Origin of the sequence: Methylophilus sp. Leaf408, from assembly GCF_916856905.1 — a bacterium.
Taxonomy (GTDB): Bacteria; Pseudomonadota; Gammaproteobacteria; order Burkholderiales; family Methylophilaceae; genus Methylophilus.
Window position 1 is genome coordinate 240,757 of sequence record NZ_CAKASK010000002.1, and the last position, 17,179, is coordinate 257,935.

Below are 17,179 nucleotides of genomic sequence, written 5' to 3' on the forward strand. Positions count from 1 at the left end.
GGGTTAATGAGTATTTAATTATCGTGGCAAGCGGTAGCAGTGAAATCAAAAACCTGCTAATTCAATGTCCGCGATAGCCATGCCTGGCGTTTTCCCCTACCATGTAAAAAAACATTGATCACAAAGGAGTATGTAGATGTCTGACGATAGAATCATTATGCGTGTTGGTGAAGCCCTGGTTGCTGGCGGCCCACCCGGAACGGCAGCAGAACCCGAAGTCGCTATTGGCGAGATGAACGGCCCTATGGGGACTGCATTTGCCAACTTATTGGGTGACCAGGTCAAAGGTCACACCCGTGTGCTGGCAATCATGAACACTGACATCATGGTACGCCCGGCGACGTTGATGGTGAGCAAGGTGACGGTAAAAGACCCGCGTTACACCAATATTCTGATGGGCACGGTACAAGGCGCGATCGCCAACGGCGTGCTGGATGCGGTCCGCAGCGGCGATATCCCCAAGGAAAAAGCCAACGACCTCGGCATTATTGTTTCTGTCTGGCTAAGCCCGGCAATCCTGGAACAAGACAAAATTGACCATAAAGCCTTGTTTGATATTCACCGTGAAGCGACTTTCAAGGCAATTCAAAAAGCCTTGCGCAATGAGCCCAGCATAGACTGGTTGCTGGAAAACCAAGAGAAAATTGTGCATAAGTATTACCAGATGGGCCTGGACAATAAAATTTAGCCTCCCATGCTGCAAAAAGAAAAAGGATGCCTGAGCATCCTTTTTTTGTGTCCGCGCTTTTTATTTGGTCAATGCTGAAATTACCATTTCAATCGCCCTGCAATTGCCCTTGGCATCCGCAAACGTCAGCAACGGTGCTTTGCCGTTCAGCACACAGTCACCAAAATGCTCGATTTCGAGATTGAAGTGATTGGCTTTGGGCAATACGATGGTTTCTGACTTGCCGCCCGCTTCCCAGCTGATCACAGGATCATCCACTGGATAGCTCCACATATTGTGGCATCTGATCCAGCCTTTATCACCGATAATTTCATATTCGGCTTTGCGCCCGCGCTCGAAGCTCACATCAAAGTGACCGTAACGCGCGCGGCCATGGGTATCGTGCCCGAAATCAAGAATACCGCTCGCCACCACATCGGCGCCATGTTCATTCAACTTGCCATAGGCAACGACATTCACCGGCTCGGCAGGCTCGCCATTTCTCTCGAAACACCAGCGCAGGGCGTGAATGGCATAAGGCCCGATATCCCACATCGCACCTCCCCCATGCGCCATATCACGCGTAATGCGGTACATGCGGGCGGGTGCCATCAGGAAAGAAAAACTGGCGCGGCAAGAGAGCACATCGCCAATCAATCCTGAGTCGATCAACGCTTTCACTTTGGCATGCTGTGGATGAAAGCGGTACATAAAGCCCTCCATCACGGTCACACCGTTGGCTTTAGCCGCTGCTTCAATGCTGATGATATCCGCCAGGCTGGTCGCCATCGGTTTTTCGATCAGGATATGCTTGCCAGCTTCAATCGCTTTCAACGCCCATTCGGCATGCTCTTCATTTGCCATCGGGCAATAAATCGCCTGCACATTGCGATCAGTGATCAGGCTTTGCATATCGTCGTAACAGGTCACGCCGTCAGTATTCGGCGCATATTTATCCAGGATAGCTTTTGCTGCGCCCGGACGGCGACTGCCAATGGCTACCAGTTGCGAATTTGAGGCTTCAACAATGGCCGGCAATAAGCGCTCATTGACACGGGCGGCACCTAAAATGCCCCATTTGAGTTTTGTAGTCATAGGTATCTTTCCTGTCTGCTAATTTTGGCTGATTATACCCCGCAAAAAATGGCGGGATATTTAACGCTTATGAATGGAAGACAAAAGCCGGCTAGCGTTAGTGCCATTGCAATCTTAAATCAGACCCATTTTCTGCGCAGTGATAGCGGCTTCAGCCCTGGAGGATACATTTAACTTGCGGTAGATTTCTTTGACATAACCGGCAATGGTGTTGCGCTTGAGGCCAAGCATACTGGCGGTTTCGGCCATGGTCATGCCTTTGGCAATAATCGACAGCACTTCCTTTTCACGTTCGGTGAGTGATTCTTGTGGCTGCAAACTATAGGGTTCATGAAAATGCCGCAGCAGCTTTCTGGCGATCGCGGGTGATAACGGCGGCTGCCCGGTCACAATGCCATTCAACGCATGCACCAGCGCAGCTTGTGGCTGGTCTTTCAGCAAATAGCCATGCGCACCGGCGCGTAATGCCGGGAAAATATGTCTATCGTCGTCGAAAATGCTGGCAACCACGCAAATAGTATGGGGCGAGTGCCGGTTGAACCATTCAATCACTGTGATCCCACTGCCATCTGGCAGACTTAAATCTATGAGTGCGATATCAATCGGCAGACTGGTAGACACCAAAGCAATGGCTTGTGCGATATTATTTGCAGAACTAATCGCAATCCCCGGAAAGCTATTGTGTAATACTTCTGATAACCACAGTTGTGACTCCGGCGTATCTTCAAGTATGAAAGCAGTTTTCATTGGTGGTTAGTGCGTATGCGCTCAAAGTAATATGAGTGACTATATACGAATTTATAAAGAATACACTCCCCGCAAACAGGGGTATCAAACACCACAAAAAGAATAAAGAGTACTTCAAAGCACTATGATGGATCTTTTGCCCATTTCTAAGAGTCATCCGACCGCTTGGCTGATGCTACTGGCATCTTCATTCGCGGTAACCGATACGACGGCTGGCGAGAATATTCCCACAGCATCCTATTTCGCGCTGGATACCATGGCACCCGAAAGCAGCTGGGCGATCCGCTTTGAGCAACGCAGCAGCCATTTCGATGAGCGTTATGATGACCGTGGCCACTTATCCCCATTGGGCAGTAGCTTTAACAACCTGAACCTGGATGCCAGTATGTTTCCGGCGCTCGCGGCACTGGGACCCGGCGCCTCATTAGGCACCACGCGATTCGATCATAAAACCGATAACCGGATCAGCATTTTGACCATAGGCTATGGCCTGACACCCGACCTGACCGTGGGCGCAATTATTCCTTATGGCGTGACGCAATCACGGGTAAATTTCAACGTCGATGGTGGCAACGTAGGCTTTAACCCGGCGTTCAATGCCAACCAGCCGATAGGGGCTGGCAACTTCCCATTTGCCCCGGCAGGTGGGGGCATTCCGGCCATGGGAGCTGCGGGGGTGCAAAACATTCTGACCAATCCGGCTTTCGGTTATCAATACAAAGCACTTAAAGACACACGCAACGAAGGGTTTAGTGATCCGACCTTAGGCGTATTGTGGCGTGCCATGAAATCGCCAGGCGAAAGCCTGATTCTCGGGCTTGGATTGCGTATGGGCCTGGCAAAGAAACAAGATCCGGACAACTTGCTGGATACGCCATTGGGTGATGGCAGCACCGACATCCGCACGCGGGCCGAATACTTTTATGATCTCGGCGCTAACTTTGATTTGCGCTTGCTGGCCGATTACAACTGGCAGTTTTCAGACAAAGCCCGCATGCGGATTCCGGCGACTAGCCAGGGGTTGGCGCTGGCCAGCTCCAAACAAAAACTGGAGCGTGACCTGGGTGATTATTACGAGGCGGATATTGAATTAGGCTATCGCTGGACCAACTGGCGCTTTGCCACGACCTGGCATCGCTTTGAGAAAAAATCGGATGACTACAGCTCCCGTTTTGGTACTGACACTTCAGCACTGGAGGTTTATACCGACAGGCGGGCAGATCAATATCGCATCAGCGCAACCTGGAGTGGTGTACAAGCCTGGCAACAGGGTAAACTGCCTTTGCCGGTGATCGTGAAACTGGAATTCCAGGATACCTATGGCGGCCGTAACTTTGTTGATGTGCAGGATATTTACCTGCAAGTGATCACCCTGTTTAAATGAAAAAGCGCACGCCATTTCAATCCTGGATATTCATACTTGGCTGTTTGCCAGGCTTTTTGCTTTGTATAAATGCCGCTCTGGCTAATGTCGCAGCAGCGAATACTCAAGGGATAGAAATAAGCCAGGGATCATTTGTCCTCAGCGCCAGTGAAACACCACCTTCAACACAGCCGGCCTGGTCATCGACCAGCTTGCCGGATATCTGGAAGCTGACGCACCCTGATACATTCGGCACGGGCTGGTACCGCTTTCAGTTTGATTACCCAGGCCTGAATGCACATGAAATTTACGCCTTGTACCTTTCACGCATGAGCCTGAATGCCGAGGCTTACCTGAATGGCAAGAAGATAGGCTCCGGTGGCTCATTCACCGAACCCATTTCGCGTAACTGGAACCGCCCGCTGTTATTCACCATTCCGCCCGACACCTTGAAAGCGACAAATAACACGCTGTATATCCGGGTGATTGCACCGCAGAACTCGCAGGGCATGCTCTACCCGCCAAAGATCAACCTGCTGCATACCTTGCAGCCGGAATATGAGAAAGCCCGGTTTATCCGCATCACGCTCAATCAGACCTCCAGCCTGCTGATTATCGGCATCGGAATGTTGATGCTCAGCCTGTGGTGGCGCAGAAAACAGGACACGGCCTACGGCCTGTTTGGGCTTGCGGCGTTTGTCTGGGCACTGCAATCGCTTAATTTTTACATCATTACTGTACCGCTTCCCACTGCACTGTGGGAGATACTGGTCAATGCCAGCTTCCAGGCCATCGCCACCTTGTGGCTGATTTCGCTGCTCGACTTTGTCGGCATCCGCTTAAAACGGTTTAATCAGTTGCTATGGTGGATTTTGATTTTAGCACCGGTGACATTGCTACTGACGCCAGCAAATTACTTTATGCTGGCTACCGACTTCTGGCATTTGATTACCATGATAGTGGTGATTTTCGGGTTGGCCTTGCTGGCAAAAACCGGCTTTGTACACCGCAACAAAGATGCCAAATTATTGTTGCTGACGCTGAGCATTATCCTGCTGTTTGCGTTTCATGACTGGTTGATTCATACCAATGTCCCCGGTATCAATGCCTGGCTGATTACTGAAGAAGAATACCTGATGCAGTTTTCAGCACCGGTGCTTTTCCTGATTGTCGGCCTGATGATGACTTCACGGTACGTTGGTGCGCTCAACAACTATGAGCAACTGAACCAGGAACTGGAACAGCGCGTGGTTTCCAAACACCAGGAGCTCAACGATAACTTCCAGCAACTGCAAACTATCCTTAAAGAACAGGCTACGCTAGAAGAGCGCGAACGTATCTACCAGGATTTGCACGACGACCTGGGCGCCAAACTGTTGACGCTGGTCTACAGGGCGCAAAACCCGAATAATGCCGAGCTGGCACGTTCAGCACTACAGGATTTACGCGATGTCGTGTCACGCGCGGGCGATGAAAGCAGCGCGCTGAATGACATCATGGCCGATTACCGCATCGAGTGCGAAAAACGGCTTGGTGATGTACAGATTCAACTGGTTTGGGATAACCAGATTGAAGACGACAGTTTGCAGCTAACGCAACCGCAGGCTCTGAACCTGGGCCGGATCATCCGTGAGGCGATCTCCAATGTGATCCGCCATGCGCAAGCAACCAAGGTCAGCGTCACCTTGCAACAAACCACACAACACTTGTTGTTGCAAATTCAGGATAATGGGGTTGGTTTGGCTCCAAACAGCGATAAATCGGCGGGTCGGGGTTTAAGCAATATTCAGAAACGTGCAGCCTTGCTTGGTGGTGAAGTGCACTTCGCACCTAGTACCAGTGGCGGCTTAAAGCTAAGTCTGTACTTGCCCTGGCAACTGATCTCACGTCAATCAGCCTAGTTCTCACAACAAAGCAGTTCATACCCTTAATGCGTTACCCCCCGTTCTCGGGGTACCCGTTAGCCTCACCCTCCGGTAGTCTTATTGCAACTTAGAAAAATGCTAATGGTTACTTTTGAGAGAGGAAGGCAACATGAATTTCACAACACGTGGCATATCACTATTGGGGGTTGCATTAAGCCTGTTAAACCCACTCTCAGTCAGTGCCAGCGAAATTGCAGCAAACATCCAGTTATCCTTCAATGAAACAGCCGATTTCAGTGATGGCATAGACAAGTTAATCACGCTGGATGCGGCAAAAGTAAACGCGCGCTTGCTGAATAATCGTTTAGGCACTTTTAGTAGCGGCAACGCAGTGTTTGTTTTTAACGCGAACCACAGCGTTTCTATCATTGACCCCGGCGTCACCACGCTCCCGGCTGAAGATCGAAACCTTTTTCAAGTCAGTGGCAGTGCAACAGCCAGTGGTGGATTGCTACCTGATGCTGCCTCACTCAATATTGGCGCTACCTGGTTTTGCAAGAACACCACACTGCAATGCACTAGTAATGAAGCATTTAGTACGGTTAGAAACAGTACGCAAACGTTTAACCTGGCCATAGACTCAACCAAATTACTCACACCGATTCGCTTGCAATCCAGCATTACGGCAGTGACACCGCTGACAGAGAATTACACACTTAATTATGGCAAGGTTCACTTAAACGGCTCCTTGCAGGTGAATGCACTGTTTACCGCCAAATCATCAACCCAGTATGTGCATGATGCACTGGTGGCGACTTCTGGTACCACAGGCAATCAGCGTTGGGGTGCCGCCGCTAACGACATTCAGTCACTGCGCAATGGCAGTTTGACAGACGTGGCAGTCGCCAACAATCTGCAAGTAAGCAAAACACCTGAATTGGAAGCAGCCCACCGTTTACTCGCTATTGCCCGCGACGGTGCAACCATATTAACGACTGGCAACGCAGTTGGCGCCAGCTTTAGCTCTGAATTCGCACTCACACGGCAACTGTGGAATGTAGCTGCAACGGCTGAACCCGCTTTGGGACGCAGCCTGGCGGGAAGCAACAGTGAAACTTTCTCTAACCAAAATGTAGCCGCAGAAGTCGAAGTATTGCGCATGTTGCTGAATGGCGCAGATGATGCCAGTTTTGTGGCTGGCGTTGACAATGCGTTGAGTAACCCATCGACTGGTTCAGCCCCGCTATTATCGTTTGACGGTTCACTGCTTGGACTCAATGGCGCGACGATGTCAGTGTTTTACTTGGGTGCCAGCAATGGCCGGGGGGAAATTGAACTCGCCGCTGCAGATCGCTATGCACTGTGGCGCACCGCTTACAGTTTCGACAGGATAGCCTTTCTGGAAGGTGCAGAGGATGGCGTCACCGTCCTTGGCGGTAATGCTGATGGCACCCAGATTCGTCTGGGAGATGAACAATATGTCGGTGAAATATACAGTGACGAACTATTTTATTTGAGCGGTAGCCAGACGGCCTCTCGACTGCAATTAAACAACTTCTACAACAATCAATTGTTAGTCGTTGCCAGTTGGGCCGTCACACCCGTACCAGAGCCCAGTGCATGGTGCCTGCTATTGTTTGGCCTGGTGCTGATCGGGCGTATGAAAAAGAGTAACTGACACTCAAACTAATAATAATAAACTGGTTGTATTCACCTCAAGCAAACGTTAAGCAGGCCGCAAGTGCCTGCTTAACGTTTGCAGCTTTCCTCTCACTAACAATCCGGGTAACGCTGCATTTGCAAGCGTATCGAAACATTACTCTTTCCACTTAATAGAACAACCGATGCTCTGTACCTGATCTTTAGGCCCATGCCCGGTTTGACTGACCTGCCTCATTGCCCTGAATAAATCGCGTGTGCTTTCCGGTGCTGTCTCCTTGCGGCTTTCATCAAACCGTCCACGGTATTGCAGCTCAAAGTTTTTATTAAAGCCAAAGAAGTCCGGAGTGCAAACCGCATCATAATTTTTGGCAATCTGCTGTGTTTCATCCAAAAGATATGGAAACGGAAATGCCAGCGCTTCTGCGATTTTTTTCATGTTTTCAGGGCTGTCTTCCGGGTAATCGGAAGGATCGTTTGACATGATGGCGACCGTGTTGATACCCAGGGTTTTCAACTCTTCAACATCTTTGATCAGGCGCGGCAGGATCGCTTTGACATAGGGGCAGTGATTGCAAATGAACATGACCAGCAGGCCTTTGGGGCCCATACTTTCCTGCAGGTTTACCAGATTGCCGTTGACGTCCGGCAGGTTAAATTCAGGCGCTTTCCAGCCAAAATTGCAAGCTGGGGGATTGATGCTAGCCATGTGATTCCTTTCAAAAACTTTCTAGACCGTCACTATATAACTTTGTGCAATTCCGGCGAAGGCTAACTCGGTGAAACCGATGTTAAGCAAAGCGGCTTTCGCCAAAATCACAGCCAGGTGGGCTAATATTCGCCATCTTTATTCTCTGGCGTTTATCACAATTAAGGCCCTATGGTACGTGATTAAGGCTTGCAGGTGAATGCCAATACTTAATGCGGAACACTGAAGTCAGCCTTCGGCATTTTGGTTACAATGCCTGACATGAGCAATTTAAGATTTTATAGCCCTAGCCCGCTGACCATCGGTGTGATCGTTGCACTGAGTGAAAATGCAGCGGCACATGCTACGCGTGTGATGCGTTTAAAAGTGGGGGATACGCTCACTTTGTTTTGTGGCGACGGCGTTGATTACCAATGTGCGCTGGTGAGTGTGGAAAAGAAAACTGCTAGTGTAGAAGTGCTGAGCCAGCAAAAAATCAACAATGAATCGCCACTCAATATGCGGCTGTTGCAGGGGATTTCCAGCGGCGATCGTATGGACTACACCATCCAGAAGGCGGTTGAGCTTGGGGTGACTGAAATCTTCCCGTTAAGCACAGAACGTAGTGTCACCAAGCTGAGTGGCGACCGCGCCGAGAAACGGGTCGAGCATTGGCAAGGCGTGGCGATAGCTGCTTGCGAACAAAGCGGGCGCGCAGTGTTACCTAAAATTCATTTTCCGCTTACTCTCGTGCAATGGCTGAGCCAGCACGATACCCAGCAAAGCCTGAATTTGTTGCTCAACCCGGTTGCGGCAAAAACTTTGGCCCAATTAACAAAACCGGAAAACCAGATTCATCTCCTGATTGGTCCTGAAGGTGGCTTAAGCCCTGGCGAGATTGAGCTAGCCAACCAGAATAACTTTCAATCGATAGTGCTGGGGCCAAGAATCTTGCGCACCGAAACTGCGGCCCTGACTGCAATTTCCAGCATGCAAACGCTTTGGGGTGACTTTTAGGAAATGCTGGGGATACGAAAGTGATTACCCATGTTTAACGTTATGCTGCAAATGGCTCTGCTGATTGTGGCCGGCATCGCCTGGCAGCGATTTTCGCCTGACCATATTTCCGCGACTTCCCATCGCAGAGCACTGACAGACCTGGTGTTTTATATCCTGCTGCCTGCTTTAGTCATCGATGTCCTGTGGCAGGCACCATTGGATGCCGACACATTCAGTATCCAGCTTACAGCCATCACCCGGTTAGCCACAGCAGCAGGTTTAATGTGGATAACCTTGCAAGTATACAATCGCTTTAAACCTCTTTCGCGTGCACAAGAAGGCGCATTGATGCTGGCAGCCACGTTTCCTAATGCAACCTATCTAGGGTTACCAGTGACTAGCGAAGTATTGGGTGACTGGGCACAGGAAATGGTACTCAAATTTGACTTGTTCGCCTGCACACCGATTTTATTATCAGTAGGCATGTTGATGGCGCAAGCCTATGGCAAGGCAGAACCTCGTTCAAATCCACTCAGAGAACTGCTACGCGTACCGCCATTGTGGGCACTGCTGCTCGCCTGTATCCTCAATCTGGCGCAAGTACCGCAACCTGAAATGATAGGCCATGCCTTGCACACACTGGCTGGTGGGGTAGTCCCCCTGATGCTGATTGCACTGGGCATGAGCATCCGTTGGGATACCTTCAAGTTTGCACTTATCCCTAAACTGTTACCGCTGTGCCTCATCGGCCTAGTGGTTGCGCCCCTCACCGCCATGCTTGTGGCAGAACGCCTGGGGCTTGGCGGGCATACGCTGACAGCCGTCACTTTATTAAGCGCCATGCCGACCATGGTATTTGGTGTGATCATCTGCGAGCGCTACCATTTAGATGGTGCGCTGTATGCAGCCGCCGTGTTCTTTACCACGCTATTAAGTATGTTCACCCTGCCTGTGTGGTTTCAGTTTCTCTCCCATTAATGGTCATCTGCCGCAGTTAGAACAAATCGCACAATCCCTGGTCAATCTTGTTACGTTATATAACGAGTTTTCAGGCTTTCATCTACTGCTTAATATGTGCCTGAGTCCTTTGTGATTTTTATGCGTTTTGGAGGAGTTTTACCGCGATGCCAAAAACTACTTTTAATCATTTTATCGAACGCCCGCCCTCGCCACCGGAGACTTTGGTCAGGTTACTGGATGAAACTGGCATCACGATCAATGGCAACGCGCCATGGGATGTGCAGGTTTATGATGAAACCGTCTATCGCGATGTGCTGACCCGAGGCACACTAGGGTTTGGACAGGCGTATATTGAAGGCCGCTGGGACTGCCCCCGCCTGGATGAGTTTTTCACCCGCGTGATGCGCGCGGATATTGATGAAGAATTGGGCGGCTGGGGCAAGCTGCAACTCCTTGGCGATATTCTGCGCCATACACTCTTCAACCTGCAGGCACCAAACCGCGCTTTCCAGGTCGCGCAACACCATTACGATATTGGCAACGATGTATTCGAAGCGATGCTGGATTCCAGCATGAGTTACTCGTGCGCCTATTGGGAACATGCGCAGACGCTGGAAGAAGCGCAGACGCACAAACTGGATATGATATGCCGCAAACTGGACTTACAACCCGGAGAACGTGTACTTGAAATTGGCTGTGGCTGGGGCGGCCTTGCCAAACATATGGCACAACACTACGGCGTAGAAGTGCTCGGCATTACCGTATCAGTAGAACAGCAAACCATTGCCAAAGAACGCTGCGCAGGATTACCTGTCGAGATCCGCTTGCAGGATTACCGAGAGCTGGAAGGGCAATTCGACAAAATTGTTTCCGTAGGTATGTTTGAACACGTAGGCCCGAAAAATTACCCGGTTTATTTTGAAACCGTGCATCGTTTATTAAATGATAACGGGCTGTTTTTGCTGCACACTATTGGCAATCACAAAACTGCGCTGTATACCGATGCCTGGATAGACCGTTATATTTTCCCCAATGGCAAATTGCCTTCCGCCGTCGAAATAAGCAGCGCGATTGAGAAGAAATTCCTGATTGAAGACTGGCATAATTTCGGCCCCGACTATGACCGCACACTGATGGCCTGGTGGGATAAATTCAGCCGAGCCTGGCCTGAATTACAGTTTAAATATGATGAGAGTTTTTACCGCATGTGGAAATATTACCTGATGTGTTGTGCAGGTTATTTCCGTTCGCGGCAGGGCCAACTATGGCAACTGGTATTGAGCAAGCGGCAGAGTAACCGGATTTACCGCTCGGTACGTCCCGGCACTACAAGTTGATGTAACCGTGGTGCCTCCTCCTGGCATATTTAACATGACGACCCCATTAAGTAGCACCAGCCGAATTTTTATGTTTAATTTGCATAAAAATCTATATTGATTTATTGTTTTGCAAATTAATATAGAAAATTCAACGAATGCTCGGCTCAAACATCAGAAATTTGCGAAAATCGCAAAATCTAACATTGCAGCAACTGGCCTCCCGCATGGGTACCGATACCAGCAATCTGTCGCGAATAGAGCGCGGCGAAATCGGCATATCTGAAGCATTGTTACGTGCTGCTGCCCAGGCATTAAGCACGACGCCTGGCCGTTTATACGATGCCGATTTAACGCCGAGCAACTTGACCAATACGCCACCGGCTATCCTCTCCAGCGCCAACAGCAAAGACTTTGTGCACTGGTTCCGCTCAGCAGCGCCGTATATCCATGCTTTTGGTGGCAGCACCTTTGTCATAGCGTTCGGCGGCGAAGTGGTGAGTGAACAACAGTTCGTTGCGCTATCCCATGATTTGAACCTACTGGCTAGCCTGGAAGTCAGGCTGGTGTTGGTGCATGGCGCACGGCCACAAATTGAGCATAGGTTAAAACGCGATCATCTCATCCCAAAAATGCACAACGGCTTACGTATTACCGACGACACCGCAATGGAAGCGGTGAAAGAAGCCAATGGCACGGTGCGGGTAGAGATCGAATCACTGCTGTCGATGGGCATCAGCAATTCACCCATGGCAGGTAGCGATATCCGCGTCGCCAGCGGTAACTTTGTCACTGCTAAACCATTGGGTGTGCGTGACGGCGTAGATCTGCAACATACCGGCGAAGTACGCAAGATAGATGCAATAGGTATCCAGAAACGTCTGGATGACGGTGAACTGGTGTTGCTTTCCCCTATGGGTTATTCGCCTACCGGAGAAATATTCAACCTGACGCTGGAAGATGTAGCAGTGAGCGCCGCTATCGCACTCGATGCGGAAAAACTGATTTTCCTGATGGGTTCTGAGGGCATACATAACTTGCGCGGCGAATTACTGCGCGAGATGACTTCGGCAAAAGCGAAGAACCTGCTGCGCAATGTGCAGGAAAGCGATGAGCCGATCAATTTCTCCGAAGATGTAAATTATTACCTGCCTGCGGCAGTGCGTGCCTGTGAGCATGGTGTTGCCAGAACACACCTGATTTCACGCCATATTGACGGTGCCATTATCCAGGAGCTGTTCACCCGCAAGGGCATAGGCACCATGATTACCGAGCTACCGCTGGAAACCATGCGTCAGGCCAATATTGATGATGTCGGTGGAATTTTAATGCTGATTGAGCCACTGGAAAATGAAGGCATTCTGGTACGGCGCGGGCGAGAACGGATTGAAATGGAAATCAACTATTTCTACGTAATGGAACACGATAACCGCGTAATCGGTTGCGCCGCCTTGTACCCTTTCCCCGCCGAGAAAATGGTCGAATTTGCCTGCCTGGCGATTGACCCCGCTTATCGCGGTGGTGGACGCGGTGACAAACTGTTTAATTATTGCCAGGAACAGGCAAAAGCCATGGGTAATACAGCTTTGTTTTGCCTGACGACACGCACAGAACACTGGTTTCTGGAGCGTGGATTTACTGAGCAAAGTGTCGATCAACTGCCGCAAGAAAAGCAGCAGCTTTATAATCTGCAGCGGAAATCCAAAGTATTTTTGAAAGTGCTGACCTAGCCATTACTTTCAAGATAATCTAACTAAAAATGGCTGATGTACGCATCAGCCATCTTTTTGCCTGCAAATAAGCGCTTGCTGTCATTATTTATTACTGAAAAACTGAACAAAGTCTGCAAAACCATTTCTTATTAAACATCTTCAGTAAAATTCACGCACAGTCATTCACTGTTTAACACTCAGCAGATAGAATACGCATATCCTTAATAGCTAATCCATATGATGAATATTTCAAAAGCCGCCCAAAAGGCGCAAACCCTGTCTGAAGCCCTGCCCTATATCAAACGTTTTTTCGATAAAACCATTGTCATCAAATACGGCGGTAATGCGATGACCGATGAACGCCTGAAAGAGTGTTTCGCGCAAGACGTGGTCTTACTGAAACTGGTTGGCATGAACCCGGTAGTGGTACATGGCGGTGGTCCGCAGATCAACGAAATGCTGGATAAATTAGGCAAGAAAGGCGAATTTATCCAGGGCATGCGCGTGACCGATGAGGAAACCATGGATGTGGTGGAAATGGTATTGGGTGGCCAGGTCAACAAGGAAATCGTCAACCTGATTAACCGCCACGGCGGCAAAGCGGTAGGCCTGACCGGCCAGGATGGCAACTTTATCCATGCACAAAAACTGCTGATGGAAGATCTGAAAGACCCGACCAAAATGATCGATGTGGGTCAGGTTGGGGAAATCACTGCAATTGACCCCAGCATTATCACCTTCCTGGATAGCGGTGACTTTATCCCTGTGGTAGCCCCGATTGGTGTTGGTCGGGAGGGTGAAACCTATAACATTAATGCCGATGTAGTGGCCGGCAAACTGGCAGAAATACTCAATGCCGAAAAATTGATTCTACTGACAAATACCCCAGGTGTACTGGACAAAGAAGGCCAATTGCTGACCGGCCTGACACCTAGGCAGATTGATGACCTGGTTGCCGATGGCACGTTGAGTGGCGGCATGTTGCCAAAAATCAGCTCTGCGCTGGATGCTGCACGCAGTGGTGTGAAAACAGTGCATATTATTGATGGCCGCGTCGAACATGCCTTATTGCTGGAAGTACTTACAGATGAAGGCGTCGGCACTTTAATTAAAGCCAAATAAGTCCGTTCTCCAATTCATCGTTGATACTGCATTGACCGCTACGCTTTCTCATTGCCGTGCCATGTGCATTGTGTGCGCCGGTGAGTCGCTGCCGCTTTGCCTTAACTTTGAACGGGAGCTGGAGTAATTGCCTCGGGTGTGGATTTTCGATCTGGACGATACCCTGCATGACGCTTCCGCCCATATCTTCCCGGTAATGAATCAATCCATGACGCGCTACATCATGGATTTACTGACACTAGAAGAACCCGCAGCGCATTTGCTCCGCCAGCATTACTGGCGTATTTATGGCGCGACATTGAAGGGACTGATGCGTCACCATGGCGTCAATCCCCACCATTTCCTGGCAGAAACACATGCATTTTTAACCGATGATATGGTGCAGGCAACCAAGCAATTACGCCAGTTGCTGCAGCGCCTGCCGGGACGTAAATGTGTATTCACCAATGCCCCGCGTGCCTATGCCATGCAGGTACTCAATGTATTAGGCATCAGTGATTGTTTTACGCTGGTCTTCAGTGTGGAATCTTCACGCTTCCACGCTAAACCTTCGATGCGCGGTTTTCGTATGCTGTTACGCCAGTTGCGTTGTTGTGCGGCTGATTGCACCTTGTTTGAAGATAGCCTGCCGGCCTTAATGACTGCAAAACGACTGGGGATGCGTACAGTATGGATCAGCCGCAGATTACATAAACCAAACTTTGTGCAATATAGATTACCGCATGTGTTGGCACTCACTCACAGCGCGCTGAAAAAACAGCCATCATGCATTCCCGCCCTTGGCGAATCCGGTTAAAATAGCCTCAAAATAACAACACGCATGTCGGGACTTGGGAACACATCATGGCCACTATCAACAAAGAAGTAAGAGCAAACCGCAAACAACAAATCCTCGAAACATTGGCGAGCATGCTGCAAACGCCACGTGGTGAAAAAATCACGACTGCTGCACTGGCTGGCAAGCTGGAAGTTTCGGAAGCGGCTTTATACCGCCATTTTGCCAATAAAGCCAAAATGTTCGAAGGCCTGATTGAATTTATCGAAAGCGCGCTTTTTGGCGTGATTAATAAAATCACCAGCGATGAAACTGATGGCCTTAAACAAGTACAACTCATGCTCACGACCATGCTTAAATTTGCCGAACGTAACCCGGGCATGTCTCGCGTGCTGATTGGTGATGCATTGGTCAATGAAGATGAAGTGCTGCAGGCGCGCATCAACCAGTTGATGGATCGCCTGGAGGCCAGTATCAAACAATCCCTGCGTATTGCAGAAGCACAAGGCAACAAAATCACTGACGCCAGCATGGCGGCAAATACCATGATCAGCTTTGTAGTTGGACGCTGGCACAGTTTTGCGAAGAGCGGTTTTAAACGTAAGCCAAGCGACCAGATTGAACAACATTTGTCACTGCTTATTACTGGCAGTTTGCAATAAGCGTTAGTTCCATATGTCACTCAACGGCAGAATGACCCTCTTGTGCATCCCGACCATGGGCCCAACATAAGGTTGTAGGAAAGCTATCCCATCTATTTCAGGACCATGACTACGATATGCTAGCGCACATCTGAAATCTCTCCGCAGGCAACAAGTATTTTTATCACCCGGCGCACTGGTGCGTCACCTAAAGCAGGAAACACAATGGAAGCCACCATTTTTGGCATGAATGAAGCCCAGATCACAGAACTGGGCATGACCTACGGTGTTGGCGGACTCATGCTGCTGATGCTGCTAATTGTAGGCAACCTGGCACGCAAATCCAAGGCAGGCAAAACCGGCACCTTTGCACTATTTCTGGCACTCACCCTTGGCCTGGTGGGGTTTATCGCCAAATATGTCATCCAGTATTATTTGAATATCCGCTAAACCTGTCTGGACACTGCTTGCGTGTTACATTGTCAGCGGCGCTAGCGCTACCTGTCATGCCAAACTGTGCATTGAGCGCGTGAATATGTGTCACACCTTTGTGTCATCCAGTTACAAATGTGTTACATTTTAATTTAAGCAATTGCACAAGCAACGCCCGCTGCGACGCAGACTAATTGGTTGATATTCAAGAATGCGCCATTAGCGGAACATGAAACATGACATGGGGGCAGGGTTATGAGCAGAAGCAGAGTAATAGAAGCCGGCAATGTGGGTGTGCAGGTCAGGGTTAAAAAGAACTTACATCCTGCAATGGTGATCGACTGGCTGCATGCAGGGGTAGAAGATACCCACATGGGAGGATGGGCAAGTTTGTTTTATGGTCTTGCCTTCACCATCACCGGTATACTGATCCATGCTTTTTTTGCTGAAAACTACTGGCTGTTAGCCGGCCTCACCACTGGATTTTTTCTCATTGGCCCGTTTCTGGCGACTGGTCTTTATGACATCAGCCGCCGTATTGCGTTGGGCCAGACACCTTCACTCTTGCCAAGCCTGACCGCCTGGCGCCCCAACCTGGTAAACATTGCCCTGTTCGCTTTTATTCTCCTGGCAGCACTGGTCGCCTGGACGCAATTGTCTTTTATCATTTTTGCCTATTACTTTAACCACCAGTTGCCTACTTTTATCGATATTGTATTTAACGTGCTTTCCTTCAAACAACCAATTTTCACCCTGGTCTATTTTTCTGTCGGGGGTTTATTTGCTGCGCTGACGTTTGCTATAAGCGTGATTGCCATCCCATTGATGCTGGATAGCAACACGAGTGCCGGAGCGGCCGCATGGGCTAGTTTCCGCGTTTGCTTGCGTAACCCTGGTGTCATGTCTCTTTGGGCATTGTGCATTGTGGTACTGATAGGCGTAGGCTTTGCAACCAGCTTTCTTGGACTGATCGTGACCATGCCGGTAGCAGGCCATGCCAGCTGGCATGTATATCGCGATGTGATCGAGATTCAACCATAATCCATCCCTAAAGCGCCGAAGAGATGATGGTAGCCATGCACTTTTGTGCATGTCGCTATAACTCCTCTTCCCGCTACCAGCTTGAAAGCCTTCACTG

At 49.6% G+C, this 17,179-nt stretch carries 16 protein-coding genes; 13 read left to right on the forward strand and 3 right to left on the reverse strand.

Going from position 1 to position 17,179, the window contains the following annotated elements; genetic code table 11:
• The first annotated feature begins 136 nt into the window (after positions 1–136).
• Positions 137–688, forward strand: coding sequence for a formaldehyde-activating enzyme (fae, locus tag LPA26_RS11990; protein WP_055828134.1), 552 nt, complete (start codon positions 137–139; stop codon positions 686–688).
• A gap of 60 nt (positions 689–748) precedes the next feature.
• On the opposite strand, the gene LPA26_RS11995 is transcribed toward fae, so the two are convergent.
• Both LPA26_RS11995 and LPA26_RS12000 read right to left on the reverse strand, forming a co-directional pair.
• Entirely contained in the window at positions 749–1,762 is a 1,014-nt protein-coding gene (locus LPA26_RS11995) for a Gfo/Idh/MocA family protein (protein ID WP_229008522.1), read from the reverse strand.
• Between the two features lie 114 nt (positions 1,763–1,876).
• Complete coding sequence (locus tag LPA26_RS12000) at positions 1,877–2,509, reverse strand: response regulator transcription factor (protein WP_229008523.1); 633 nt, start codon at positions 2,507–2,509, stop codon at positions 1,877–1,879.
• A gap of 124 nt (positions 2,510–2,633) precedes the next feature.
• Between LPA26_RS12000 and LPA26_RS12005 the strand changes: the two genes are divergently transcribed.
• The 3 genes from LPA26_RS12005 (at position 2,634) to LPA26_RS12015 (ending at position 7,415) form a co-directional block, all read left to right on the forward strand.
• The gene (locus LPA26_RS12005; RefSeq protein WP_229008524.1) at positions 2,634–3,893 is read left to right on the forward strand and encodes a transporter; all 1,260 of its coding nucleotides are present in this window, start codon (positions 2,634–2,636) and stop codon (positions 3,891–3,893) included.
• Positions 3,890–5,773, forward strand: a complete 1,884-nt coding sequence (locus tag LPA26_RS12010) for an ATP-binding protein (protein ID WP_229008525.1) — start codon at positions 3,890–3,892, stop codon at positions 5,771–5,773. Before LPA26_RS12005 ends, LPA26_RS12010 begins: the two co-directional genes overlap by 4 nt.
• 133 nt (positions 5,774–5,906) lie before the next feature.
• Positions 5,907–7,415, forward strand: coding sequence for a PEP-CTERM sorting domain-containing protein (locus tag LPA26_RS12015; protein ID WP_229008526.1), 1,509 nt, complete (start codon positions 5,907–5,909; stop codon positions 7,413–7,415).
• Positions 7,416–7,553: 138 nt separating this feature from the next.
• Here the strand turns inward: LPA26_RS12015 and LPA26_RS12020 are convergent, their stop codons facing one another.
• Positions 7,554–8,105: a thioredoxin family protein gene (locus tag LPA26_RS12020; RefSeq protein WP_229008527.1), complete on the reverse strand. Its 552-nt coding sequence runs from the start codon at positions 8,103–8,105 to the stop codon at positions 7,554–7,556.
• A 261-nt stretch (positions 8,106–8,366) separates the two neighbouring features.
• Between LPA26_RS12020 and LPA26_RS12025 the strand changes: the two genes are divergently transcribed.
• The 9 genes from LPA26_RS12025 (at position 8,367) to LPA26_RS12065 (ending at position 17,082) form a co-directional block, all read left to right on the forward strand.
• Positions 8,367–9,101: a 16S rRNA (uracil(1498)-N(3))-methyltransferase gene (locus LPA26_RS12025; protein WP_229008528.1), complete on the forward strand. Its 735-nt coding sequence runs from the start codon at positions 8,367–8,369 to the stop codon at positions 9,099–9,101.
• Positions 9,102–9,131: 30 nt separating this feature from the next.
• Complete coding sequence (locus LPA26_RS12030) at positions 9,132–10,061, forward strand: AEC family transporter (RefSeq protein ID WP_229008529.1); 930 nt, start codon at positions 9,132–9,134, stop codon at positions 10,059–10,061.
• Between the two features lie 146 nt (positions 10,062–10,207).
• Positions 10,208–11,380, forward strand: coding sequence for a cyclopropane fatty acyl phospholipid synthase (gene cfa, locus LPA26_RS12035; protein WP_229008530.1), 1,173 nt, complete (start codon positions 10,208–10,210; stop codon positions 11,378–11,380).
• Positions 11,381–11,517: 137 nt separating this feature from the next.
• Positions 11,518–13,089, forward strand: coding sequence for an amino-acid N-acetyltransferase (gene argA / locus LPA26_RS12040; RefSeq protein WP_229008531.1), 1,572 nt, complete (start codon positions 11,518–11,520; stop codon positions 13,087–13,089).
• Between the two features lie 219 nt (positions 13,090–13,308).
• On the forward strand, positions 13,309–14,193 hold the full coding sequence (argB, locus tag LPA26_RS12045) for an acetylglutamate kinase (protein WP_055828162.1): 885 nt from the start codon (positions 13,309–13,311) through the stop codon (positions 14,191–14,193).
• 127 nt (positions 14,194–14,320) lie between these two features.
• Positions 14,321–14,989 carry a pyrimidine 5'-nucleotidase gene (locus LPA26_RS12050; RefSeq protein WP_229008532.1) on the forward strand — a complete coding sequence of 223 codons (669 nt, stop codon included), beginning with the start codon at positions 14,321–14,323 and terminating at the stop codon, positions 14,987–14,989.
• 47 nt (positions 14,990–15,036) lie between these two features.
• Positions 15,037–15,630, forward strand: a complete 594-nt coding sequence (gene slmA / locus LPA26_RS12055) for a nucleoid occlusion factor SlmA (RefSeq protein ID WP_055869821.1) — start codon at positions 15,037–15,039, stop codon at positions 15,628–15,630.
• Between the two features lie 204 nt (positions 15,631–15,834).
• Positions 15,835–16,059 (forward strand): DUF2788 domain-containing protein, encoded by a 225-nt coding sequence (locus LPA26_RS12060; protein ID WP_055828171.1) that lies wholly within the window; start codon positions 15,835–15,837, stop codon positions 16,057–16,059.
• 237 nt (positions 16,060–16,296) lie between these two features.
• Positions 16,297–17,082, forward strand: a complete 786-nt coding sequence (locus tag LPA26_RS12065; RefSeq protein WP_229008533.1) for a DUF2189 domain-containing protein — start codon at positions 16,297–16,299, stop codon at positions 17,080–17,082.
• Positions 17,083–17,179 lie beyond the last annotated feature (97 nt).